The sequence below is a fragment of the Streptomyces sp. NPDC048416 genome (assembly GCF_043200435.1).
GTDB lineage: Bacteria > Actinomycetota > Actinomycetes > Streptomycetales > Streptomycetaceae > Streptomyces.
The window spans coordinates 89,844-113,474 of sequence record NZ_JBICXU010000012.1 but is presented as its reverse complement, the minus strand read 5'-3'; the positions used below and the strand labels follow the sequence as shown (position 1 = coordinate 113,474).

General features: G+C 72.3%; 24 protein-coding genes and 2 pseudogenes. 19 read left to right on the top strand and 7 right to left on the bottom strand.

Features of this window, described 5'->3' with window-relative positions; genetic code table 11:
• Nucleotides 1-147: 147 nt before the first annotated feature.
• Nucleotides 148-528, top strand: coding sequence for a winged helix-turn-helix transcriptional regulator (locus ACGFW5_RS17905; protein ID WP_393835181.1), 381 nt, complete (start codon nt 148-150; stop codon nt 526-528).
• Nucleotides 529-963: 435 nt separating this feature from the next.
• Nucleotides 964-1,701 carry a dienelactone hydrolase family protein gene (locus ACGFW5_RS17900; protein WP_393835180.1) on the top strand — a complete coding sequence of 246 codons (738 nt, stop codon included), beginning with the start codon at nt 964-966 and terminating at the stop codon, nt 1,699-1,701.
• A 282-nt stretch (nt 1,702-1,983) separates the two neighbouring features.
• Here the strand turns inward: ACGFW5_RS17900 and ACGFW5_RS17895 are convergent, their stop codons facing one another.
• The gene (locus ACGFW5_RS17895) at nt 1,984-3,342 is read right to left on the bottom strand and encodes a phosphatase PAP2 family protein (RefSeq protein WP_393835179.1); all 1,359 of its coding nucleotides are present in this window, start codon (nt 3,340-3,342) and stop codon (nt 1,984-1,986) included.
• Between the two features lie 270 nt (nt 3,343-3,612).
• Nucleotides 3,613-4,004, bottom strand: a pseudogene (locus tag ACGFW5_RS17890) (nuclear transport factor 2 family protein).
• A gap of 96 nt (nt 4,005-4,100) precedes the next feature.
• Between ACGFW5_RS17890 and ACGFW5_RS17885 the strand changes: the two are divergent.
• Nucleotides 4,101-4,589: a MarR family winged helix-turn-helix transcriptional regulator gene (locus ACGFW5_RS17885; RefSeq protein ID WP_393835178.1), complete on the top strand. Its 489-nt coding sequence runs from the start codon at nt 4,101-4,103 to the stop codon at nt 4,587-4,589.
• On the opposite strand, the gene ACGFW5_RS17880 is transcribed toward ACGFW5_RS17885, so the two are convergent.
• On the bottom strand, nt 4,553-5,200 hold the full coding sequence (locus ACGFW5_RS17880) for a TetR/AcrR family transcriptional regulator (protein WP_393835177.1): 648 nt from the start codon (nt 5,198-5,200) through the stop codon (nt 4,553-4,555). The two genes, ACGFW5_RS17885 and ACGFW5_RS17880, sit on opposite strands and share 37 nt — an antisense overlap.
• A gap of 262 nt (nt 5,201-5,462) precedes the next feature.
• Here ACGFW5_RS17880 and ACGFW5_RS17875 point away from each other — a divergent pair, with 262 nt between their 5' ends.
• From ACGFW5_RS17875 to ACGFW5_RS17845, 7 genes and pseudogenes are all read left to right on the top strand, one after another.
• Nucleotides 5,463-6,107: a methyltransferase domain-containing protein gene (locus tag ACGFW5_RS17875; protein ID WP_393835176.1), complete on the top strand. Its 645-nt coding sequence runs from the start codon at nt 5,463-5,465 to the stop codon at nt 6,105-6,107.
• Between the two features lie 71 nt (nt 6,108-6,178).
• Nucleotides 6,179-6,841 (top strand): chloramphenicol phosphotransferase CPT family protein, encoded by a 663-nt coding sequence (locus tag ACGFW5_RS17870; protein ID WP_393835175.1) that lies wholly within the window; start codon nt 6,179-6,181, stop codon nt 6,839-6,841.
• A 206-nt stretch (nt 6,842-7,047) separates the two neighbouring features.
• Nucleotides 7,048-8,580: a hypothetical protein gene (locus tag ACGFW5_RS17865; protein ID WP_393835174.1), complete on the top strand. Its 1,533-nt coding sequence runs from the start codon at nt 7,048-7,050 to the stop codon at nt 8,578-8,580.
• A 15-nt stretch (nt 8,581-8,595) separates the two neighbouring features.
• Nucleotides 8,596-9,351 (top strand): DUF4239 domain-containing protein, encoded by a 756-nt coding sequence (locus ACGFW5_RS17860; RefSeq protein WP_393835173.1) that lies wholly within the window; start codon nt 8,596-8,598, stop codon nt 9,349-9,351.
• 144 nt (nt 9,352-9,495) lie between these two features.
• A pseudogene (locus ACGFW5_RS17855) lies at nt 9,496-9,810 on the top strand (ornithine decarboxylase); the annotation flags it as partial.
• Nucleotides 9,787-10,080, top strand: coding sequence for a hypothetical protein (locus ACGFW5_RS17850; protein WP_393835271.1), 294 nt, complete (start codon nt 9,787-9,789; stop codon nt 10,078-10,080). The pseudogene ACGFW5_RS17855 and the gene ACGFW5_RS17850, both read left to right, overlap by 24 nt.
• Before the next feature lie 130 nt (nt 10,081-10,210).
• On the top strand, nt 10,211-12,001 hold the full coding sequence (locus tag ACGFW5_RS17845) for a glycoside hydrolase family 15 protein (RefSeq protein WP_393835172.1): 1,791 nt from the start codon (nt 10,211-10,213) through the stop codon (nt 11,999-12,001).
• Between the two features lie 155 nt (nt 12,002-12,156).
• On the opposite strand, the gene ACGFW5_RS17840 is transcribed toward ACGFW5_RS17845, so the two are convergent.
• Complete coding sequence (locus tag ACGFW5_RS17840) at nt 12,157-12,432, bottom strand: isoamylase early set domain-containing protein (RefSeq protein ID WP_393835171.1); 276 nt, start codon at nt 12,430-12,432, stop codon at nt 12,157-12,159.
• A gap of 277 nt (nt 12,433-12,709) precedes the next feature.
• Between ACGFW5_RS17840 and ACGFW5_RS17835 the strand changes: the two genes are divergently transcribed.
• The 4 genes from ACGFW5_RS17835 (at nt 12,710) to ACGFW5_RS17820 (ending at nt 15,395) form a co-directional block, all read left to right on the top strand.
• On the top strand, nt 12,710-13,126 hold the full coding sequence (locus tag ACGFW5_RS17835; RefSeq protein WP_393835170.1) for a CBS domain-containing protein: 417 nt from the start codon (nt 12,710-12,712) through the stop codon (nt 13,124-13,126).
• A gap of 350 nt (nt 13,127-13,476) precedes the next feature.
• The gene (locus tag ACGFW5_RS17830; protein WP_393835169.1) at nt 13,477-14,292 is read left to right on the top strand and encodes a SigB/SigF/SigG family RNA polymerase sigma factor; all 816 of its coding nucleotides are present in this window, start codon (nt 13,477-13,479) and stop codon (nt 14,290-14,292) included.
• Nucleotides 14,293-14,323: 31 nt separating this feature from the next.
• Complete coding sequence (locus ACGFW5_RS17825) at nt 14,324-14,518, top strand: hypothetical protein (protein ID WP_393835168.1); 195 nt, start codon at nt 14,324-14,326, stop codon at nt 14,516-14,518.
• A 235-nt stretch (nt 14,519-14,753) separates the two neighbouring features.
• The gene (locus tag ACGFW5_RS17820; RefSeq protein WP_393835167.1) at nt 14,754-15,395 is read left to right on the top strand and encodes a GNAT family N-acetyltransferase; all 642 of its coding nucleotides are present in this window, start codon (nt 14,754-14,756) and stop codon (nt 15,393-15,395) included.
• Nucleotides 15,396-15,456: 61 nt separating this feature from the next.
• Here the strand turns inward: ACGFW5_RS17820 and ACGFW5_RS17815 are convergent, their stop codons facing one another.
• The 3 genes from ACGFW5_RS17815 to ACGFW5_RS17805 form a co-directional block, all read right to left on the bottom strand.
• Nucleotides 15,457-15,648, bottom strand: a complete 192-nt coding sequence (locus tag ACGFW5_RS17815; RefSeq protein ID WP_393835166.1) for a hypothetical protein — start codon at nt 15,646-15,648, stop codon at nt 15,457-15,459.
• Between the two features lie 165 nt (nt 15,649-15,813).
• Nucleotides 15,814-17,403, bottom strand: coding sequence for a phytoene desaturase family protein (locus tag ACGFW5_RS17810; protein WP_393835165.1), 1,590 nt, complete (start codon nt 17,401-17,403; stop codon nt 15,814-15,816).
• Nucleotides 17,396-17,851: an SRPBCC family protein gene (locus tag ACGFW5_RS17805; protein WP_393835164.1), complete on the bottom strand. Its 456-nt coding sequence runs from the start codon at nt 17,849-17,851 to the stop codon at nt 17,396-17,398. The genes ACGFW5_RS17810 and ACGFW5_RS17805 overlap by 8 nt, the downstream gene beginning before the upstream one ends.
• A gap of 402 nt (nt 17,852-18,253) precedes the next feature.
• Here ACGFW5_RS17805 and ACGFW5_RS17800 point away from each other — a divergent pair, with 402 nt between their 5' ends.
• The 5 genes from ACGFW5_RS17800 to ACGFW5_RS17780 all read left to right on the top strand — a co-directional run bounded on the left by ACGFW5_RS17800 (nt 18,254) and on the right by ACGFW5_RS17780 (nt 23,558).
• A complete protein-coding gene (locus tag ACGFW5_RS17800) occupies nt 18,254-19,345 on the top strand; it encodes a glycosyltransferase (protein WP_393835163.1) in 1,092 nt (363 codons plus the stop codon).
• Entirely contained in the window at nt 19,342-20,409 is a 1,068-nt protein-coding gene (locus tag ACGFW5_RS17795; RefSeq protein WP_393835162.1) for a glycosyltransferase, read from the top strand. The genes ACGFW5_RS17800 and ACGFW5_RS17795 overlap by 4 nt, the downstream gene beginning before the upstream one ends.
• The gene (locus ACGFW5_RS17790; RefSeq protein WP_393835161.1) at nt 20,406-21,425 is read left to right on the top strand and encodes a glycosyltransferase; all 1,020 of its coding nucleotides are present in this window, start codon (nt 20,406-20,408) and stop codon (nt 21,423-21,425) included. The genes ACGFW5_RS17795 and ACGFW5_RS17790 overlap by 4 nt, the downstream gene beginning before the upstream one ends.
• Entirely contained in the window at nt 21,410-22,225 is an 816-nt protein-coding gene (locus tag ACGFW5_RS17785; RefSeq protein ID WP_393835160.1) for a glycosyltransferase family 2 protein, read from the top strand. The genes ACGFW5_RS17790 and ACGFW5_RS17785 overlap by 16 nt, the downstream gene beginning before the upstream one ends.
• Before the next feature lie 148 nt (nt 22,226-22,373).
• The gene (locus tag ACGFW5_RS17780) at nt 22,374-23,558 is read left to right on the top strand and encodes a zinc-dependent alcohol dehydrogenase (protein ID WP_393835159.1); all 1,185 of its coding nucleotides are present in this window, start codon (nt 22,374-22,376) and stop codon (nt 23,556-23,558) included.
• Nucleotides 23,559-23,631: the final 73 nt, after the last annotated feature.

The window sequence follows — 23,631 nt, the reverse complement described above, 5'->3', positions numbered from 1 at the left end:
TTTCGAATCGACCAGGCAGAGGATATTGTTTCTGAAAGAGAAGCGCCAGCCTGGGCGAGACCGGTCGGTCGGCTCGGCATGCGCTGGCCCGCCGCCGTGCCGCTCGCTGTGCCAAGCGCGGCCCGCTCGGAGAGGAATGTCGACGCCATGTCCTCCACGCCCATGTCCTCCACGCCCAGACCGGGTCACCCGGTACGCGGCTCCGTCACGGGGCGCCCGCTCATGGCGGCGCTCGACCTGTTCGGCCGCCGCTGGACCCTGCGCATCCTCTGGGAACTGCGGGAACAGCCCTTCGGCTTTCGCGCGCTGCAACAGCGATGTGACGGCATGTCGTCGAGCGTGCTCCGCCAGCGCCTCGTCGAGCTGTCGGAGGCTCGACTGGTGGGGCGAGGCGCCGATGAGAGCTACGGCCTCACCGCGTTGGGCCACGAGGTCCTGGACATGCTGAACGGGCTGCACGGCTGGTCGCAACGCTGGGCCGCGGAGCTCGCCGCGGGCTCGCCCGATGCGCCGCGGCCGTCGCAGTAGAGGGCTCGGCCGCCGGGTCGCCGCGCGTCGGCAGGTGCGGCATCGCATGGTGGGCGGTTGGCGAACCGACTACGGTCCGTTGGCTCAGGCGCCGCCCGTGTCACTCGGCCAAGCCGCCTGAATCGAGAGGTGGACCAGCTGGTGACGTCCTTGACGGGACGGGCCGGTATGCCCCGGAGTCCTGCCGCGAGGGCCAGCCGTTACCTCCGTGGCCTGGGCAGGTGATCCGACGGGGCTGCCGTGGGGATGGGGCTGGTGACGGTTCCTTGTGTGCCCTCGCCGTATTCGGAGCCGTATTCCAGCCGTATTCCAGTGGGATACCGGGATGTTCAGCGGGCGACAGAACACCCCCGTATTCCAGTGGGATACCGGGATGTTCAGCGGGCGGCAGAACAGCGGCCGGACCGGGCTCCACGATCACTACAGTCCAGACGCATGACAACGATTACGACGCGTACGGTCGAGTACCCGGCCGATGGTCTGACGATGATCGGGCACCTCGCACTCCCGGCCGGTGTCGACCGCCGGCCCGCGGTGCTGCTCGGACCGGAGGGCACGGGGCTCAGCGACGTCGAGCGCCGCAGGGCCGATGCTCTTGCCGAGCTGGGATACGTAACGCTGGCCTTCGACCTTCACGGCGGGCGCTATTTGGACGACCCCGAAGAGATGCTGGCCCGTTGCATGCCGCTGCTCGCCGACCCCGACCGGATGCGAGGCATCGGCCACGCGGCACTCGACGTGCTGCGCACCGAACCGCGGACCGACCCCGACCGGATCGCCGCCATCGGCTACGGCACCGGGGGCGCCATCGGGCTGGAACTCGGGCGCGACGGCGTCGACCTGCGCGCGATCGGGACAGTCAACGCAACCATCACGGGCCGACCGGGCGAGGCGGCGGCCATTCGCTGCCCCGTGTGGGCCGGGGTCGGGTCGGAAGACCCGATCATGGCGCCCGGGCAACGGAACGCGTTCACCGCAGAGATGCAGGCCGCGGGCGTCGACTGGCGCCTCACGGTCTACGGCGGCGCCCTGCACGCCTTCCACCACCCGACGGTCGGCCACACCGTGCGTCCCGGCGTCGGCTACCACCCGCAGCACGCGCAGCGAGCCTGGCGCGACGTCGTCGACCTGCTCGCCGAGTGCCTGCCCGTGACGGAGGACTCGGGGGCATGACCCAGGTCAACACGCTCGCGCCTGGCCTGGTCGGCATCGGGCATTGACAGGTGCCTCCCCTCACGACCGCACGGCAGAACCGCATTCGGGGCAGCAGCTGGTCGATTGCGGAGACGTGTGCACCCTGCCGAGGAGAACGCCCGGCTGCTGCCGTCCAGGCCCGCCCGTGGTTGGACCCGGAAGCGCCCCGCGAGCCGGCGCCCCCCCCGGGCGGGCCTGGCTCGAAATGGCATGGCCGGGGCGGCGGAAGCTCGGCTCGGCGCCGCCCCGGGGCGCTTCGGCTTAGGCGAGTTCGGGCTGCGGCTGGGGCTGCGGCTGCCGCGGCGCCGGCACCATGACGGGTTCCCACTGCTTGACGGTCCGTACGTAGCGGTGGACGACCGATGCCACCGACAGCAGCATGAGGGGGCCGAACACCCACGGGTGGTGGGCCATTTGCAGCGGCAGGTAGCGGTAGGACAGCAGCAGCGCCGTGAAGACGAGGGAGCCGTGGACGACGAGCTGGATGGCCGCCCGGTCCCAGCCGTACGCGAGGGCGCGCAGTCCGGCTTCGATGGTGAGGGTGAAGACGACGCCCGCGATGATGTCGGTGCCGTAGTGGTAGCCGAAGCCGAGGGTGGCGCCGAGGGTGGCGAGCAGCCAGAGCGCGCCCCCGATCCGCAGGGCGCGAGGGCCCTTGCGGGAGTGGACGAAGATCGCGGTGGCCCAGGCGGTGTGCAGGCTGGGCATGCAGTTGCGCGGGGTGTGCTCGTCGAACGGCATGTGCTGCGGCGCCATGATCGTGGGCGATGTGTGCGGCCACAGGTTGGCCAGCGCCCAGTGTCCGCCGTCGGTTCCGTACGCGAAGACCGGCCCGACCACCGGGAAGATCATGTAGATGGCGGGGCCGAGGAGGCCGATCACCAGGAAGGTGCGTACCAGGTGGTGGGCGGGGAAGCGGCGTTCGGTCGCCACATGGCGCAGTTGGTACAGAGCGACGAGCACCGCGGCGACGGCGAGCTGGATGTAGACGTAGTCGAGGATGTGGGCCCCGACGGAGCCGGTGGCCTCGACGATCCGGCCGGCAAGCCAGGAGGGGTTGCCCAGGGCGTGGTCGGCGGTCGCCACGTACTGGTCGAGGACGGTCGGGCGGGTCTTCGACGTGATCAGCAGCCAGGTGTCGCCCGTCTTGCGGCCGGCCACGAGCAGCAGTGAGAGCCCCACGCCCTTGAGCAGCAGGGTACGTTCGGCACCGGTACGGCGGGTGACGGCGATCACCGCGCAGGCAAGGATGACCCACAGCGCGCCGTTGCCGAACATCATCTTGGCGTCGAACAGCCAGCGCACGAGAAAGAACACCAGGTCGATACCGACCGCGGCACCGATGGCGATGAAGCGCTGCCGCCAGGTGAGCACCACCGCCATCAACGCCATCCCGGCGTACAGGAGCGGCCCCGACTTGGGCGCGAAGATCACCTCTCGCGCCTGGTTGGTGATGGGTCCTGGCATCCCGTAATGACGTGCGGCGATCTCCAGCATCACGAGGAACGCGAGGGCCACCACACTCGCCGCGGTCCACAGGATCGCCCGTGGCCTACGCCAGGCGGCGAGCAACTGTGCGCGGTGCGTTCGGGAAGATATCCGCGAGGCTATAGGTATCAATTGTTTGGCCCATGTGGTGTTGTCGGATGCCAGTGGAGTAGCCGCTCTTCATGCCTGGTGGCACGGGGTTTTCGGTGTAGCGCGGGCGGTGCGGACGAGCGGTAAGGGTTCGATCATGCTAACGGAGGTGTACAGGCGGGTTTCGCCGGTCGCCGAAGGACCCGGGGCTCGGCGACCCCGTCCGAGTCGCCGAGCCCCAGCTCAGCGGAGCGCGGGACGCTCCGATATTCGTCGCATCCTGATCCCGCGCGATCTTCGCCGTATCTCTGCTCAGCGGGCGCTTCCCAGGTTCCTGTCGTCGTCGCTCCCCTTGAGCATCAAGGTCACTTCTTCGATGCGGCGGAACCGGCCGTCGGCTGCGAGGTCGGCGAACACATAGACCTCGGTCACCACGGTGGAGCCGTCCTTCTTGGTCACGCGGACGGTGTGCCGGTCGGCGTAGCGGTCGCCGTCGAACAGTTCGTCGTGGACTTCGACGGAGCCCTGCGCCACGACGGAGCGCACATGGGCGATGTGCTTGAGGAAGCCCTCACGGTCGTCCCAGTTGCCGTTGGTGCGCGGCGGTAGTCGGGCGCGAAGTGCCGGTCGGCCGCCTCGTCGAGGTCGAGCCCGGGGGTGAACAGGAGGTCGGTGAGAGCGGTGGCGATGGTCGTACGCGTCATGGCAAGGCTCCTCAGAAGGGAGAAGATGCGTGCGTTGCGCACGCTTCGCTGGAACCGTACCTCATGTGCGTGCGGTGCGCACGCTATTCTGTCGCCATGGACGAGAACGCCGGGCGGGAGATCGCAGAAGCTCTGGGGGTGCTGCTCAAGCGGGGCACCCGCATCGAACTGCACCGGACGCTGACCGCCGACATGGGGGAGGCGGTGGACGAACTGACGTACCCGATCCTCAGCGGCCTTGAGCGGACCGGCCCCCGCAGCGCGGCCGACCTGGCTCCCGATGTGGGCCTCGACCGGTCCGGCGTGACCCGCCGCGCCTCCAGGCTTGAAGCGGCCGGGCTCGTACGTCGCGAACCCGACCCCGCCGACCGGCGCGCCACCCTCCTCGCCCTGACGGACGAAGGGGAGCGTGCCGTGGAAACCCTGCGTGGGCGACTGTCCGGCCACATCAGCGCAAGCCTCGCCTCATGGGCGCCGGGCGAGGCCGCGGCGTTCGCGGGGTACCTCCAGCGCTTCGTCGCCGCGGGGCCGTTCGGCCAGGGCGAACCTCAGGGGCCGGTCAGGGCTCGGACCTCGGACCGGTAGAGCTCCGCGGGGTCGAAGCCCATGCCCGTGAAGTGGCCGGCGAGTTCGAGGGACAGGGCGCCGTGAAGACGGGTCCAGAACGCCAGGGCCCGGCTGAGGGCCGAGGGCGGCGCCTTGGGGTCGCTGGCCCAGGAACGGTGTTCGGCCAGGTGCTCGTCAAAGGGGCTCGTGGTGCCCGGCTGCGGCTCGGCCGCGCACGCCGCGAGAAGGACGTCCATGATCTCGGACGTGATCCGGGTCGTGTCCTCGGGAGCCTCGTAGCCCGGCACCGGGGTGCCGTAGAGGAGCAAGTAGCGCTGAGGGTCCGCCAGCGCCCAGTGACGCAGGGCGTCCGCCAGGCCCGCCAGGTCGGTGCCGGCCACGGCGTGGGCGCGGAAGCTGTCGGCGAGACTGCGGTACGCGTCCCGGATGAGCTCGGTGATGAGATCGTCGCGGCTCGCGTAGTACCGGTAGAGGGCGGGCCCGCTCACTCCGATCTGCTTGGCAATCGCGTTGAGGGACAGCGCGGAGGCCCCGGAGCTCGCGATCTGCTCCCAGGCGTGCTGCTTGATCTCCTCACGCACCTGGGCGCGATACCGCTCCCGCGGAGTCCTTGCTTCCGGCTCGGCCACGACCGCCTCCAGGCTTCACGAGTGGGCGTCCCCAGTCTGCCGTTAGACGGTATCACTGCCCCTTTTGACTCTCACGGTGATGGGGGAGGGGCGGGGGAGCGGCGGCTGGGTGGACGGCGGCCAGGTGCAGGTTCCGGTCCCGGTCCGGCGGGCGCCGGCTCGTGGGGCATGGGTCGGCCAGGGCAAGACGTGGCGGGTCTTCGGGGCCGGGCCCGGTCGGGGTGGTGTGCTCGGGCCCGTGCCGCCCGGCTAGCGTGGTCCGGTGACCTTCGACAGCTGGCTGGCAGACACACGCACGTCCTACGACACCGTGGCCGTGGGCTATGCGGACCAGGTGCGCGACCTCCTCGACCGGACCCCCTACGAGCGCGCGGCCCTTGGCCTGTTCGCCGAGATGGTCACGTCCGCCGGCGGGGGGCCGGTCGCGGACGTGGGATGCGGGCCCGGCCGGATGACGGCCCACCTCCACGGCCTGGGCGTGGACGCGTTCGGCATCGACCTGTCGCCCGCGATGATCGAGGTGGCCCGGCGTGACCACCCCGGTCTGCGGTTCGACGTCGGTTCCATGACGGACCTCGACCTCGCCGACTCCTCGCTGGCCGGGCTGCTCGCCTGGTACTCGCTGATCCACGTCCCCGACGACGAACTCGACACGGTGCTCGGGCACTTCCACCGCGTGCTGCGGCCCGGCGGCCCCCTGCTGCTCGGCTTCCACGTCGGGGACGAGGCGCGCCTGAAGACGCAGGGCTACGGCGGCCACCCGATGAAGGTGTACGTCCACCTCCGCCGGCCCGGCCACGTGGCCGCCCGGCTCACCGATGCGGGCTTCACGGTCGAGGCCCAGATGACTCTCAGCTCGGCGGAGAGCGCCGAGGGAGCCGTCCTCTTCGCGCGCCGCACGCCGTGACCCCCGACGACGGGCCGTCGCTGAGCCCGGCCGCGCTCATGGGGGAACGGGGGCATGGGGAAGGAGAAGTCATGTCGGCGGCTCCGGGGCCGGTTTCCTCCGGACCGGTCTCCTCCAGACCGGTCGCCGACGCGGCGCAGGCGCCACGGACGTCCGGCGGATTGATCATCTTCCTGAACGGCACATCGAGTGCGGGAAAGTCGAGCATCGCCGGGGAACTCCTTCCGATCCTGGGAGACACGTACTTCTACCTGTCGGTGGACGCTTTTCACGCCATGCGGAGGACACCGCGGGACCTCGCCCCCGACGAGCTCCGGGGGGTGCTCGAACGCACCTGGCGGGGCTTTCACCGGGCCGTGGCCGGGATGGCCGCTGGTGGCAACAACGTCGTGGTGGACCATGTCCTGAGCGAACGATGGCGCCTGCTCGACTGCCTCGATCTGTTCGCCCCCGCCGATGTCGTTCTGGTCGCCGTGCGCTGCCCACTGCCCGAACTGGAGCGGCGCGAGCGACAGCGCGGCGATCGCCCGCCGGGGCTGGCGGCACGCCAGTTCGCCCAGGTCCATGCTCATGGCCTCTACGACGTCGAATGCGACACCAGCACCACGAGCCCGCTCGACTGCGCTCGGCAGATCAGGGACTTCCTGCCGCGACGGCCAAGCCCGACCGCCTTCGAGCGGCTGAAACAGGTGCGGCTGAAACAGGCGCGGCGCGACGAGCCGCCGATCGGCTGACGGGCCGGAGCGATGGGCATGGGCCTGCCTCCGTCATGGGCGAAGACTGACCCATAAGAGTTGCATTTTTAATATTAACCAACCATTTCGGCACGCCTGAGAGCCCCGCCCCCTTCCGTCGGTGACTATCTCTGCGCAAGGCGCTTTCCGGCGGAAGGGGTATCGGGATGGGGCTCCGAGGCGGTCGTCCAGCCGCTCGGCGAACGGTGCTTCTCTTCGCGTTCACGGCCGTCGCCACTCTGCCCGGGGCACTCGGCGGTTCCGTGCCGACGGCCCGGGCCGGGGGAGTGGGCGAGCACAGTCTGGAGTTGACGGTCACCGTGAACACCCGGCCGGGGCTCGGCGCCCTGCGGCCCGGGATCCGCGTGGGCGCACCGGTCGTGAAGGTGTACCGGCTGACCAACCACGGCGAGGCCGATCTGTCCTCGGTCCGGCTGACGGACCCGGGCGTGCCGGGCGAGCTGATCCGCTGCGCCGGCGGCCCCGGCCGCCTCGCCGGCCTGCGCGCCCTGGCGAGCGCCACCTGCACCGCCGAGTTGCCGGCCGTCCCGGGCACGCACACCGGCTGGGTCGTCGCGACCGGCCTGGTCCCGGTACCGGCCATGCGGCTGCGGGCCTCCGCGCGCAGCGGCTACGCCGGTGTCTCCGGCGGCCTCGTACTCTCCGAAAACGCGCAGCTCGTCAGCTTCACCGAGGCCGAGATCCACTATGTGCTGGCCAATCCCGGCAACAGGACGGTGTACGACATCCAGCTGACCGACCCGGTGCTGGCGCCCGGCCCCTTCGACTGCGGGGGACGGCCGGACGTTCCGGAGCTGTCGCCCGGAACATCCGTGACGTGCACGACGCGGGTCCGCCGTGCCCCCGGCTCCTACCGAAGTGTGGGGACAGCCACCGGAAACGACCGGACGGACACCCTGGATCCCGCCGGTCACAGCGTGGGACCCCCGCTCCTCACCGCCCGGTCCACCGCGTCGTTCGTCCTGCCCGCGTTGCCGCCCCCGCCCGCCCCGCCGCCCGAGCCGCGCCACCCCCGCGCCGTCCCGCCCCGGCTGCCTCCCGCCGGAGCCCCGCCCGCCGGTGCGGCCCCGCTCACCGGCGGGGCGCTGCCCCCGGGCGCGGCTCCGCTCCCCGGCGGCGCGGCGCCACCGGGTGGACGCGCGCCCGACGCGCCAGGAGGCCTCGGGGCGCCCGGAGGCCTCGGCGCGCCCGGAGGTCTTGCTGTACCCGGCGGCGTCGGCGCACCTGCGGGTCCCGGCGCCCCGGCCGGCCCCGGTGCCGCCGCCGGTCCTGGTTCCCCGGCCGGCCCAGGCGCCCCGGCCGGCCCAGGCGCCCCCGCAGGCCCCGGCACGCCCGCCGGTCCCGGCGCGGCCCCTGTCCCCGCCGCACCTCCCGGTCCTGCCGAGCCGGGCGCCGCGCTCCCGCCGCCGCCCGTACCGGCGGCGCCGGGCGAGGCCCCCGGGGCGCAGCCGCCGGGGGGCGGCGTCGTCGGTGCAGTCCCCGCAGTGCCCCAGGTCCCCGTGGGGCCCGCGGTGCCGGTGGAGCCGCCCGGGGCAGTGCCCCCGGTGCGCCCCGCCCGGCCGAAGACGGCTCGCCCCCCTGCCCAATCGGCCTCGTTCCTCGGCAGGTTGCAACGCCACGCGCAGTCGCACCCCGGCCTTTCGATGGCGGCGCTGCTGCTCCTGTTCCTCCTGCCGGCCGCCCTTGCGGCATTGCTGCTGGGCTCACGCCGCCCGTAAATCCAAGGAGCCCAGGTGTCCTCTGCCGCTCAGGCCCTTGCCATCGTCCTCGCCGTGGCGTTGTTCGCCGCTGCGACGGTGGTGGCAAAACACCGTTTCTTCCCTCCCGATCCCTCCGACGAACCGCGCGAGGACGTCGCCGAGTACATCTCGATGATGGTGGGCGTGCTGTACGCGCTCGTGCTGGGGCTCGCCCTCGTCTCGGTGTGGGAGACCAGCGACAACGCCTCCTCCCACGTGCAGGCGGAAGCAGGCGCCCTGCATCAGACGTACCTGGTGGCGGACGCCCTGCCGCCCGACGGACAGCGCGAGGTGCGCACCATCGCCGAGCAGTACGCCCGGCACGTCGTCGACGCGGAGTGGCCCAAAATGGCGGCCCGCGAAGGCCTCGGCTCCGACGGCTGGACGATGCTGGGCCGGCTGCGCGCGGCGACCCGGATCCCGGCCAACGCCACTCCCGCGCAGCAGATCGCGGCCCAGGAACTCCTCGCTCAGCTCAGCACGCTCGACGAGGCACGGCGCGGCCGCGAGGAGGACGCCCAGAGCAGCCTCTCACCCGTCCTGTGGGTCGGGCTGATCCTGGGCGGAGTGCTGACGGTCGCCTTCATGTTCCTCTTCGGCATCCAGCGCAACTTCACCCACATCGTGATGGTGATGGGCCTCGCCGCGCTCATCACCTTCCTCGTCCTGCTCATCCACGAACTGGACGCCCCGTTCGGCGGCTACCTCGGCACCGACAGCTCGGCGTTCACCCGCTACTTCCCGGTATGAGCCGCACCCCGCACACCGGATGCGGCTCCCACCCATCGGTACGACTCGGCGACGCCGAGCAGGGCCGATGGCGCTCCCCCCGACGCCGGCCGGGGGCCCGCCGCGGCCGGTTTCCTTCGTTGGGCACGAGGGCAGGCGGACGTCATGGATCAGTCGGAAGCGCCGGTGCTGGGAGCCTTGTCCGCCTACCACGAGAGCGGTCGGGCACCCTTCACCCCGCCGGGTCACAAGCAGGCGCGCGGCGCGGATCCCCGGGTGCGGAAAATCCTGCGGGACGCGGTGTTCCACTCGGACGTACTGGCCATGTCGGGGCTCGACGACCGGCGTTCCTCCAACGGCGTGCTGGAAGAAGCGCAGAAACTCATGGCCGACGCCGTCGGCGCCGAGCACACCTTCTTCTCCACCTGCGGCAGCTCCCTCTCGGTGAAGGCGGCCATGCTGTCGGTCGCGGGCCCGCACGGATGGGCTCGGGCCTTGAGCAGGGCTCGGTGTTCCACCTCCAGGGCGACCTGGTGCGCCCCGAAGGCGACCCGGTGCGCCCCGAAGTCCTCAAGAACCGCGAGGGCGGAGATGCTGACGCCGTACCCGCCGGGCATCCCCGCCGTGCTGCCCGGGGAACGCATCGACGCGGACATCGTGAGGTACCTGCGCAGCGGCGTCGATGCGGGGATGGTCGTGCCGGACGCGGTGGACACCGAGGTGCGCGGCGTGCGGGTCGTGGCACGGTGACCGCGACGTCGCCCGCGTGCGGGATGCCCGTCGGCCTCTTGGCGTGCCCGCGCCGGGATGTGGTCTTACGACAGAAGACAGCACAATGTGAGTGATCGCCTGCACCGACCGGACCTGACCGCAAGGGACCATGGTGAGCCGCACTTCCGTACCGTCGCGTTCCGCAGACAACCCGCCGCCGCAGACCCTGCGCGAGTACGCCCTGATCGCCGACGGAGAGCGGGGCGCCCTCGTCGGGCCGCACGGCGACATCGCGTGGATGTGCATGCCCCGGTGGGATTCCGACGCCGTCTTCAGCACCCTCATCGGCGGGCCCGGCCACTACGCGCTCACCCCCGTCGGACGGTACGTCTGGGGCGGGTACTACGAGGACGGCAGCCTCATCTGGCGCAGCCGCTGGATCACCGAGAACGGAATCGTGGAGTGCCGCGAGGCGCTGGCCATGCCGGCGGACCCGCACCGGGCCGTGCTGCTGCGCCGACTGCGTGCCGTCGACGGCGAGGCGCGGGTCACCGTCGATCTGGCACCGGCCGCGGGCTTCGGCGCCGACCGCTCCCAGCTGCCGCACCGCGCCGAGGACGGCACCTGGGGCGCCCGTACCGGAAACCTGCGCTGGCGCTGGAGCGGCGTGCCCGAGGCGCACACCACCCGGTACGGTCACCGCGGCGGTCTGACGGCGGCCCTGACGCTCCAGCCGGGCGAGGAGCGTGACCTCGTACTGGAAATCTCGGAGCAGCCCCTGCCGGACGCACCGGACGCCGACCGCTTGTGGAGCGGAACGAAAGAGTCCTGGGCCCGCGAAGTCCCCTCCCTGGAACACACCCTCGCGCCCGAGGACGCCCGCCGTGCCTACACCGTGCTGCGCGGCCTCACCAGCGCGTCCGGCGGTATGGTCGCGGCCGCCACCACCAGCCTGCCCGAACGGGCGGACGCCGGACGCAACTACGACTACCGCTACGTCTGGATCCGCGACCAGTGCTATGCCGGCCAGGCCGCGGCCGCCGCGGGCGGGCAGCCCCTGCTCGACGACGCCGTACGTTTCATCTCGGCCCGCCTGCACCAGGACGGGCCGCGGCTCTCGCCCGCCTACACGGTGGACGGAAGCCCCGTGCCCCGGCAGTCCGAGCTGGCGCTGCCGGGCTATCCCGGCGGGGGCAGCCGCATCGGCAACCAGGTCAGCGACCAGTTCCAGCTCGACGCCTTCGGGGAAGCGCTGCTCCTGTTCGCCGCGGCCCACGGGCACGGGCGTCTCGACACCGACGGCTGGCGGGCGGTGGAGATCGCGGTCGACGCCATCGCACGGCGCCGCGACGACGCCGACGCGGGCATCTGGGAACTCGACGCACAGCACTGGACCCACAGCCGGCTCATCTGTGTCGCGGGACTCCGCGCCGTCGCGCAGGCGGCGCCGTCCGCGAGCAGAGCCGCCGCCTGGGCCTCCCTCGCGGACGTCATCCTCGCGGAGACGACGGCGAACGGCCTTCACCCGTCGGGCCGTTGGCAGCGGTCCACGAGCGACCCGTCCCTGGACGCCGCGCTCCTGCTGCCCCCGCTGCGCGGAGCGGTCGCCGCCGACGATCCCCGCACCACCAGCACGCTGAGCGCCTTCACGACGGACCTCACCCGCGACCATTACGCCTATCGCTTCCGGCACGACCAGCGCCCGCTTGAGGAGGCCGAAGGCGCTTTCCTGTTCTGCGGCTATGTGGTGGCCATGGCCGAGCACCAGCAGGGCCACGAGGCCGAGGCCCTGCGCTGGTTCGAACGCAACCGATCGGCCTGCGGGCCGTCGGGCCTGTTCGCCGAGGAGTACGACATCAGCCAGCGCCAGCTCCGCGGCAATCTGCCGCAGGCGTTCGTCCACGCCATCATGCTGGAGAGCGCCGTGCGCCTCGCGGGCCCGCCCGAGCGGAACGCGTGATCGCGCGCCGGTGACGACCGGTGGCGGCGCCCCTACGGCGCGGTCCTCGGGCCGACCCGCGGACGGGGTGGAGCCGAGGACCGCATGCGCCGGAGGCCCGACGCGCCAGCGCCCGCCCGCGGGCAGGTGTCAGGCGTCAGGGGCAGAGGCCGGGCTCAGGTGTGCAGGCGGCTGTTGGCGCCGTCGTGGCTGTCGGCGCTCTCGTCGTCGAACCAGTAGTCACCGGCCGCCAGATAGCGGAACGCGTGCGTGCTCCTGTCGGGCAGCTCCACCGTGACCGCCCGCTTGCCGTCCTTGCGGGCCCGCAGTTCGTGGGTGCCGGGCCGCCAGTCGTTGAAGTCTCCGACGACGCTGACAGGGCCGGGCGGGGCGTCGACAGGGAGCACGAACGTGATCTCGATGCTGTCGTTGCGCCGCTTGCGTTCCAGCACGGAAACCTCCTGAGGGTGGGTGGGGTTGGGCCCATCCTGGGGCCAGGACCGCCGGCCCGCACTCCGGCAGCCGCGCGCACCGTCCCGGGGGCGCCCGAACGGTCGAACGCGACCGGTGGCGGCCGGGCGGTGCGGCCGTGACGAGGTCGAACGCGACCGGTGGCGGCGGGACGGCCGTGGTGAGGTCGACCTCTCGGGAACGGGCGATGCGATGTATGGCGCTTTCCGCGGCGGGTAGCCGCACTGCGAAGGTGATCCCACGAGGAAGGGGTTCGCTGTGACGATCGCGCGAGAGATCATGACCAGTGGTGCCGAGTGCGTCGGCGCGCACGAGAGCGTTCTGGACGCGGCCCGCAAGCTGGCCGAGCTGGGCGTCGGTGCGCTGCCGATCTGCGGCAGTGACGAGCGCCTGAAGGGCATGCTGACCGACCGGGACATCGTGATCAAGGTCCTGGCCAAGGGCAAGGACCCGGCGAAGACCGAGGCCGGGGAGCTGGCTCAGGACGAGGCGGTGACCATCGGCGCCGACGACGACGTCGAGGAGATCCTGCGCACGATGACCGAGCACAAGGTGCGTCGGCTGCCCGTCATCGACGGACACCAACTGGTCGGAATCGTGGCCCAGGCCGATGTGGCCCGTGCGCTGCCCGATCCCCAGGTCGGCGACCTCCTCCAGGCGCTGTCGAGCGACTGACGTCCGGGGGAGCAAGGGGTGGCGGGTGCGTGTTCCGCGACCACCGGGACGGCGTTGCCCGGGCCCGGAAGGGGCGGCGCCCACCCGGGCTCGTCACGGCGGGTGACGATTCGGGATGCGTACGCGGTGCGGTGCTGGTTCGCTGAAGGGGCTTGCTGTCGGCGAGAACACGGCCACCGTGTGCCGCGCGGCGTGCCGGGGCGCCAGGATGCCAGGAGCCCTGCGTGTCGCGGACCGGAGGCGCGTTCGTGGGGCCCCTGGCGTCCTGGCGCGTCGTCTCCGGACGTGGCCGTCGCGCCGGCGTCCCGGCGACGGCGGCCGGAGCCCGACCCACGTCCAAGGAGCCCGCCATGTCGGCCACTCACCAGAGCCACGAGCAGCGCGGCCATGACGACGCCCCCGACACCGCCGCGGCCTTCACGCGGCTGAGAACGCTCGCTCCGGGCCCGGAGTACGACGCGCTGCGGCACGACCTCGTGGCCCAGTGGCTCCCGATGGCGCAGCGCCTGGCGCTCAGATACCGCGACCGCGGCGCCGAGACCGATGACCTCTACCAGGTCGCCGCCATGGGTCTTGTCAAGGCGGTGGACCGCTACGAGGTCACGCGGGGCCCGTTCGAGGCGTACGCGATCCCGACCATCAACGGCGAGCTCAAGCGGCACTTCCGTGACGCCCTGTGGGCGGTCCATGTCCCGCGCCGGGTGCAGGACATCCGGAACAAGGTCCGGGTCGCCCGCCAGGAACTCAAGGCCACCCGGCCCGGCGAGCCCACCGTCGCCGAACTCGCCGCCCGGTGCGGACTGGACGAGCAGGACGTACGCGACGGCCTGGAAGCGCTCGACTCCTTCAAGAGCCTCTCGCTTGAGGCGGAGGCCCGGACGGAGGGCGGCGACGGAGGCAACCGGCTGTCCTTGACGGACACCCTCGGCGCCACCGACCCCGGGTTCGACGCCGTCGTCGACCGCGAAGCGATCAAGCCCGCACTCAGAGCCCTCCCGGAACGGGAGTCGAGGATCCTCTACATGCGGTTCTTCAACGACATGACGCAGCATCAGATCGCGACGGCGCTCGGCATCTCGCAGATGCACGTCTCGCGGCTCCTGAACAGCACCTGCGCGCGCCTGCGCGACGAGGCGCTGGCGGAACACCGGGTCGGCGCGGCCTGAGACCTGACACATCGTCACACAGGGAGTCACCATGGCGGACAGCAGCAAGAAGGGCCGCGGCAAGGGCAAGGCGAAGGATGTTCCGGTCGGCGTCCCGGCCGGTGAGTCCATGAGCTCCCCGGGCGACGCCGACGAGGTCAAGGAGCGGGTGAAACAGGCCCGGGCGGACATCGAGGGCCGGCCCCGCCCGGCCCGCCCCGCGGAGCCCGGCGGAAAAAAGGCGTAACCGGCCATGCACGGATCGCGCCGGGGCGTGTCACCCGCACGCGCGATGGCGGCCGCCCTCCCGAAGTGTCGGGGGCGGACGACCGGATGGCGCGATCAGGTCCATGGCGAGCGGCATGCCTGGCGGCCGGAAAGGCGCTGCCGTAATGTGCCCTACGCCTTTTCAGCTATTACTCGCACTCTTTGCCGGCCGCTTCGGCGGCCACTCGTCACGGGGGGTCTCAATGGTGGAGGACATGGTCAGGACCTGGGCCGAGGGCTGGGCCGTCTCGCGGCGGACGCCCGCACCCGTCGAGTGGCCCTGGGGCGTCCACATCCAGGTCGCGGACGACCCGCACGAGGTGGGACGCCATGTACTGCCCCGGGCCGAAGAGGAGTTGGTCCGCGCGGCCACGGCCTGCGTCACGCAGCCGCGCACCTGGTTGAAGACGCCCATCGAGCCGGAGGACCTTGAGCCGTGGCTCCCCGACGGCTGGGTGGTGGCCTGGCAGGACACGGGCCACCTCATGGCCGTGGACCTGCTGGCCGCGCGGCTGGACGTTCCCGAGGGGTACGCCGTTCGGGTCGAGCAGGCCGGGACGGTGGTCCATGTGAACGTCCTGCACGCCGCCTCGGGCGAACGGGCGGCCAAGGGGCAGATGGCCGTCCTCGGGGAGAGCGTCGTCATCGACCGCGTACGCACCGAAGACGCCCACCGGCGCAAGGGGCTCGGCAAGGTGGTGATGCGCGCCCTTGCCAACCGTGCCCTGGACGGCGGCGCGGTGCTGGGTGTGCTCGGCGCGACCGACAGCGGGCGCGCCCTGTACGAGACGCTGGGCTGGAAGAAGCACGCCACGCTGGCGGAGGGCGTTTACCGGCCCGCGAGCACCGGCGTCTGAGGAAGGGTCACCTCCCGGATGCCCGCCCCGCGCCAAGCCGCGCCCGTGACCGCGCGACGCCCTACAGGTCCTGCTTGCCCGCGCGCTGGGCCCGGGCCATCAAGGCGTCTCTGAGGGCGAAGACGGCGGCACGGTCGGCCTCACGGGCGAACCGTTCGAGCAGTTCGGCCGCGCCGGGATCCGGCCCGCCCTCCATCGCTTCGACGAGGGTGGCGATACTCGGCCACGGGTCGCTGGAATGGCTATCGTCCACGGGATGTCCGGTTCTGTCGCAGATCAAGGTCGGCATCCGCCCCAAGGGACTACTCATACCAGGACCGGGCCGCCCCTGGTGCCCGGTGGCGGCCCGAACCACCATATGGACCATGCGGTTCCGGTCCCCGGCTTCCGGCCCCCGGGGTCCTGGGCGCGGGGAATGTCAGACCCGCTGGGCACGGTGGAGAAGAGTGTGGAGCCCATGGGGCCGCAGCGCCGCGCGGGCGGCGTTCGCGCCCGGGGCGCCGTGGACGCCGCCGCCCGGATGCGCGGCCGCCGAGGCCAGGTAGAGGCCCTTGACCGGGGTCTCGGGCCGCCCGGTGCCGGGCACCGGGCGGAAGATGGCCTGCTGGTGCAGGGCGGTGGTGCCGTTGTTGATGGCGCCCAGATGCAGGTTCTCGTTCATGGCCTGGAGCGTCGTGGGGGCCAGGATGCGCCGGGCGCGGATCAGCGAACGAAAGCCCGGCGCGTAGCGCTCCACCTGTTCCTCGACCCGGTCGGCCATGGCCTGTTGTTCCCGGGCGTCCCACCGGCCGGTGATGCCGTCGGGTCCGGCGTCGGAGGTGATGTCCTGCGGCACATGCGTATAGGCCCACGCCGACTCCGTACCCGAGGGCGAACGACTGGGGTCGGCGGTGGTCATCTGGCCGACCAGGGCGAACGGATCGCTGGGCACCTGTCCCATCGCGATCTGCGAGGCGAACCGGGTCAGGCCGTCGACGCCGTCGGCGAGGTGGACCGTGCCCGCGCCATGGGCCCCCGGCGCCGTCCACGGCACGGGACCCGAGAGCGCCCAGTCGACCTTGAACGTCGCGAAGTCCCACTGAAAGCGCGTCAGATCCCGCACGAGACGGGACGGAAGGTGTTCCTCGCCCACGAGTTCCCGGTACAGGGCGGGTGCCGAGACGTCGGCGAGCACCGCCCTGCGGGCCCGGACGGTCTCCCCGTGCGCGGTCCTGACGCCCACCGCGGTGCCGCCGCGTACGACGACGGATGCGACGCGTTCGCCGCAGCGCACGACGACTCCGCGTTTTTCGAGACGGCTCACGAGCGCCGCGGTCAGAGCGCCCGCACCGCCGACCGGAACGGGAAAGCCGTGGCTCTGACCGAGCATCGACATCAGCCAGCCGAAGCCCCCGCTGACCGCGGACTCGGGGGCCATGTCGGCGTGCAGGGCGCAGCCGGCCAGCAGCAGCCGGCCCCCCTCGCCCGCGAACTCCTCCTCGCCCAGGCGCCGTACGGGCAGCGCCAGCTTCCGGGCCAGCCGCAGGCCGCCCGGGGCGCGGAGCTTCGCCGCCAGCCGCAGCCCGGCGCGGACCGGCGGGAAGGGGGTGAACAGGGACTGCACCACGTCCGGACCCACCCGGCACCACATGTCGTACATGTCCTGCCAGGCCTGGCCGTCGGACGGGCTGAATTCGGCCAACCCGGCCGCGGTGTCCCGCACGTGCCGCTCCAGCACCGCGCACCTGCCGTCCCGCAGCGGGTGGGCCAGGACACGCGGAGCGTGCGTCCAGCGCAGGCCCTCGGCCGCGAGGTCGAGGCGGGACAGGACCGGGGAGGCGACCGCCAGGGGATAGAACGCGCTGAAGAGGTCCGAGACGTAGTCGGGGTGCACGCCGCGGTCGCTGCGCACCGCGCCGCCCGGCTCCTCCTGCGCCTCCAGGACCTCCACGCTCCAGCCGGCGTCGGCCAGTACGTTCGCGGCCACAAGGCCGTTCGGGCCGGCGCCGATCACCACGGCGTCAGGCATGGCTGACCTTGACGCCGTCCTCCTGCTCGACGACCTTGGCCAAACGGGCCAGCATGCCCCGGTGCCGGAGCTGGAGCAGGACCTCGGTCGCGGGATTGTGCAGGGTGCCGCCCAGGCCGCGCAGCGGGTGCTCGTCGCAGATCGCCAGGGTGCCCGTTCCCCACGGCCTGAGCTGGAGGAAGATCCTCGCACTGCCCAGTGCCTTGAAACTGGCCTCCAGCTCCAGTTCCCTGCACGGTTCGCTGTGGCGGACCGTCGTCGTGCCGTCCCCGGACCACGGGCCCAGGCGCAGGGTGAACCGCAGCCGCGCGCCCGTCTCCGGCCAGGACCGGTCGATGGGCGACGACTTGTCGGGCCCCACCACCCAGTCCCCGTACCGTTCGGGATCGGCGAGCACCGCCCACACCGCGGCGGGGGAGCGCTGGATCAGCTGATGGCGGATGGCCATGAGAGGGGGTCCTCCTTGCCGACGTGGCTGTGCCACGCATACGGGGCCCGAGCGCGAGAAGCGGATGGGCGGGCGCGGGGCCGGGTGGTCAGAGACACGACGTACCCCTTCGCCGCCCACTCAAGCCCATGGTGCGCGCCCGAAGGAGAGCTCGCATCCTGCCCGGCCGCAGCACCACGGGCCCGGGGCGATCACCGAGCTGCGTGACGCGCCGGTGGACCACCGGCCGTTTCGCCGCCCGGTTCCTCACCCGGCCGGCCGACACCTGACACCGGTGATTGCGGCGGTACACAGCCGCGTGCTCCAGCGGGCCCGCCCTCCACGTGCGGCATCCGAAGACGCTCACCACACTGGGACAGGCGACCCAGGGCGCCGCCCGTCCCGCACCGGAGGAGTGTCACCGTGGCCGAACAACCCTCGTCCCTACGAGCCCCCGGCGAGATCCGGGTCGCCTCGGTACCCGCGGGCCATGTGTATGTGCGGCACTGCTCCGCACCCGAGGCCGACGGTGTGCGGCGCCTCACCGACCCACGGCCCAACGGCGCGCCGAGCACATCGCAACGCTGGTGGCCCCCGGTCATGCTCGACCCCGACTGGGTGAGCGCCCACCACGAGGACTTCGACGTCTTCCACCTGCACTTCGGGTTCGACGCGCAGAGCCCCGCCCAGCTGGCCGCCCTCGTGGACACCCTGAAGCGGCACGGCAAACCGCTCGTCTACACGGTGCACGACCTGCGCAACCCGCACCAGCTCGACCCCGCGACCCACGACGCCGCCCTGAACGTCGTCATCCCGGCAGCGGACCACCTCATCACGCTCACCCCGGGGGCCGCCGAGACCATCAGCGGCCGCTGGAACCGGACGGCGACCGTCCTGCCGCACCCCCATGTGGTGGACCTGCCGCTGCTGGCTCACCAAAGGCCCGCCCACGACCAGTTCCGGGTGGGCGTGCACGCCAAGAGCCTGCGGCCCAACATGTCCGTCCTGCCCGTCGTGCGGGTGCTCGCCGACACCGTGGCCGAACTCGCGGACGCGGAGTTCCAGGTGAACATCCACCGGGACGTGGCCGACCCCGACGCCCCGGCTTACGCACCCCAACTCATCGACGCCCTACGGGACTTGGCGCACCGCGGGCGGCTCACGCTCACCATCCACGACTACTTCGACGACGAGCAGCTGTGGGACTACCTGGCCTCACTCGACCTGTCCGTGCTGCCCTATCTGTTCGGCACCCACTCCGGGTGGCTTGAGGCGTGTCACGACCTCGGCACCGCGGTCGCGGCCCCGGACTGCGGGTTCTACGCCCAGCAGCGCCCCTGCCTGACGTACGGACACACCCAGGAGGGCGGCCTCGACGAGGAGTCCCTGCGCAAGGCCGTACTGCGGGCCTACGAGGAGAGGCCGGCGCCCCGGGCCACCGCCCGGCACCGTACGCAGGAGCGCACCGAACTCGCCGCCGCCCACCGCGCCCTCTACGCCCGCCTGCTGCGATGAGCACGCTGCGGGTGGCCCTGATCGCGTCCGCGCGCTTTCCGATCAACGAGCCGTTCGCCGGGGGGCTCGAAGCACACACCTGGGGCCTGGCCCACGCCCTGAGCCGGCGCGGACACCACGTGGAACTCTTCGCCGCGCCCGGCTCCGACCCCGCGCTCGAAGCGCGCGAACTGCCCGTGCGCCGCGTGGCGTTGAGCTCGGCGGCCCGCTCGGACGCCAGCATGCCGAGCACCACGTGGATGGAGGAACACCACGCCTATCTGGGCCTGATGCTGGACCTGGCACGGGACGGCGAGCACCGCTTCGACGTCGTGCACAACAACAGCCTGCACTACCTGCCCGTCGCGATGGCGTCGGCGCTGCGGGTCCCGGTGATCACCACCCTGCACACGCCGCCCACGCCCTGGCTGGAGTCGGCCATCCAGACCCAGGACGCCTGCCCGGTCGTCTTCACCGCGGTCAGCCGCTTCACGGCGTTCGCGTGGCAGCCGACGGTGCCCGAGGCCCTGGTCGTACGCAACGGCATCGACACCGACTTCTGGACGCCGGGCCCCGGCGGATCCGACCTGGTGTGGTCCGGGCGCATGGTCGCGGAGAAGGGCCCGCATCTGGCCATCAGGGCGGCCCGCGCGGCGGGCGTGCCGCTGCGGCTGGCGGGACCCATGTCCGACGAGCGGTACTTCGAGGAAGAGGTCGCACCCCTGCTCCAGGACGACGTCCAGTACGTCGGCCACCTCGACCGCAAGGAGCTGGCCCAGCTCCTCGGGACGGCGGCCGCCGCCCTGGTGACGCCCAGCTGGGACGAGCCGTACGGTCTCGTCGTCGCCGAGGCGCTGGCCTGCGGCACACCCGTCTGCGGCTTCGACCGCGGCGCCCTGGCGGAAATCCTCACCCCCGACTGCGGTCTGCTCGCCCCGCCCGCAGACGTGGCGGCCCTCGCCGCGCTCATCCCGCGTGCCATGCGCCTCGACCGCAGGCAGGCCCGGCGCAGGGCCGAGCGGTTCTGCTCCATCGAGCGCACCGCCGACGCCTACACCACCCTGTACGAGAAGGTGACGCGTTGATCGGCTACTACGTCCACCACCAGGGCCGCGGCCATCTGCACCGCGCGCAGTGCATCGCGGCGCATGTGGCGGGGCCCGTCACCGTCCTGTCGTCGCTGCCCCGGCCCAGGGACTGGCGGGGGCCCTGGGTCCCGCTGCCCGCGGACACCGCCGACGACCCCCTCGACCACACCGCCCGAGGACGTCTGCACTGGGTGCCGGTGCACCACCGGGGACATCGCGAACGCATGGGGATCATCGCCGAGTGGATCAGACGGGAGTGCCCCGCCCTGTTCGTCAGCGACGTATCGGTGGAGGCCGCCACCCTTGCGCGGCTCATGGGGATCCCGGTCGTCGTCGCGGCCATGCGCGGTGACCGCCTGGACGCGGCGCACCGCCTCGGCTACGACCTCGCGGACGCCCTCATCGCCCCCTGGCCCCGCTCCCTGCCCGAACCGGGCTGGCCCGCGCACTGGCGCGCCAAGGCCCTGCACACCGGAAGCATGTCGCGCTACGACGGCCGGCCACGCCCCGCGGCCCGCGCCGGCCGCGAACGGGCCCGTAACGACGTCGTCGTGATGCTCGGCGCCGGCGGCGCCGAGGTCACCCCCGACCAGCTGCGCGAGGCCGCACACGCCACTCCCGACTGGTCGTGGACCGTGCTCGGCGGCCCCGGCGCGCCCTGGATCGAGGACCCCTGGGCGCTGCTGTGCCGCGCCGCCGTCGTCGTCACCCACGCAGGACAGAACGCCATCGCGGAATGCGCGGCGGCCCGCGTGCCCGCCGTCGTCATCCCGCAGGAGCGCCCCCACGGTGAACAGCACGCCACCGCACGGGCGTTGCGCTCGGCTGGCCTCGCCACCGTGCGGGACACCTGGCCCGGCCCCCGGGAGTGGCCCGCCCTGCTCGCGGAAGCGGCCGCCCGGCCGGAGCACTGGGACCGCTGGTCCTTCGGCGACGGCGCCGAGCGGGCGGGGCGCCTGCTCACCGAGCTGGCCGGCCGCCCGACGAGGCAGGCCACATGCGCACCGCGGTGATCACTCCCGCCGCCGGCCGGCACAGCCACCTGCTGCTCCAGCAGGACGGGCTCGCCACCGGCGTGCGCACCCCCGACCACTACGTGGTCGTCTCCATGGACGACCCGGAGATCGGCCCGCTCACCGCCGGGCGGGAGCCCACCGCGGACGTGATCACCGTGGCGCTGGCCGAGGGCCGCCTGCCGCTGGCCGCCGCCCGCAACGCGGGAGCCGTGCGCGCCCTGGACGGCGGCGCGGACCTCCTGGTCTTCCTCGACGTGGACTGCGTACCCGGGCCGCTCCTCCTGGACGGCTACGCCCGCGCGGCCGAGGACGACGCGCTGCTGTGCGGAACCGTCGCCTACCTGCCGCCCCCGCCGCCCGGGGGCTACGACCTGACCGCACTGGCCGGCCTGGCACCCCCGCACCCGGCACGCCCGGCGCCCGCCGAGGGCCAGATCCTGCGCGGGGGAGACCCGAACCTGTTCTGGTCGCTGTCGTTCGCCCTCACCGCGAGCACCTGGGACCGCGTCGGCGGGTTCTGCGAGTCGTACACCGGATACGGCGGCGAGGACACCGACTTCTGCGCCACGGCCGCCCGCCGCGGGGTGGACCTGTGGTGGGTGGGCGGCGCCCCCGCCTACCACCAGCACCATCCGACCCATGAGCCGCCCGTCCAGCACCTCGACGACATCCTCAGGAACGGGGCGCTCTACAAACGGCGTTGGGGCAGCTGGCCGATGGCCGGCTGGCTCCGCGCGTTCGAGGCGCTCGGCCTCGCCGTGTACGACGCAGGCGCCGACACATGGCACAGGCGATGAGGCGGCGAAGGCGCCGCGGGGCCCGTGACGGCCACGCGCGGGAAAGCACCCGCGATGCCGGTTCGCGGCCTGCGCCCGGGGCACGCGCGATCTGTGTGAAAGGTGCGGTTATGAGCGATCTGAGGCGACACACCCACAAGGAGGCATCATGAGGGCACTCACCTGGCACGGCAGGCGCGACGTACGCGTCGACACCGTGCCCGACCCCACCATCCAGGACAGCGACGACATCGTCGTCAAGGTGACGACGACCGGTCTGTGCGGGTCCGACCTGCACCTCTACGAAGTTCTCGGCCCGTTCCTCGACCCGGGCGACATCCTCGGACATGAACCGATGGGCATCGTCGAGGAGGTGGGTCCCGACGTCACCGCGCTCAAACCGGGGGACCGGGTGGTGATCCCCTTCAACGTCTCGTGCGGGACCTGCTTCATGTGTGCCCAGGGCCTGCACTCGCAGTGCGAGACCACCCAGGTGCACGAACACGGCACGGGCGCCTCGCTGTTCGGCTACACCAAGCTCTACGGACAGGTCCCGGGCGGCCAGGCCCAGTACCTGCGCGTCCCCTTCGGCAACACGCTGCCCATCCGGGTTCCCGAAGGCCCCTCGGACGAGCGGTTCGTCTACCTCTCCGACGTCCTGCCCACGGCATGGCAGGCCGTCGAGTACGCGGCCATCCCGCCCGGCGGCAGCGTCGCAGTCCTCGGCCTCGGCCCCATCGGCGACATGAGCGCCCGCATCGCCGCCCACCGCGGCGCCGGGACCGTCATCGGCATCGACCTCGTACCGGAGCGGCTGGAGCGGGCCCGCCGCCGCGGCCTGCACACCCTCGACCTCACGGAGTGCGGCGACGGCCTCACCGACGCCGTACGCGAACTCACCGGCGGCCGCGGGCCGGACGCCGTCATCGACGCGGTGGGCATGGAAGCACACGGCAGCCGTGTCGCGGCCGCCGCCCAGGGCATGACGTCCTTCCTGCCCGACGCACTGGCATCGGCCATGATGAAGCGCGCCGGAATCGACCGGCTCTCCGCGCTCTACACGGCGATCGACCTCGTCCGCAGGGGAGGCACGATCTCCATCTCCGGTGTCTACGGCGGCGCGGCCGACCCGATGCCCCTGCTGACCATGTTCGACAAGCAGCTCCAGGTGCGCATGGGCCAGGCCAACGTCCGGCGCTGGGTCGACGACATCATGCCGCTCCTGACCGACGGCGACCCCCTGGGAGTCGAGGACTTCGCCACGCACCGCGTCACCCTTGAGCAGGCGCCCGACGCGTACGAGATGTTCCAGAAGAAGCGCGACGGCGCCGTCAAAGTCCTCTTCACCCCGTGAGGACGCGCTCCCGGGGACGTGATCGGGCCGTCCCCGGGAGAGGGAGCGTTCATCCATGAAGAGCGGGTACGCG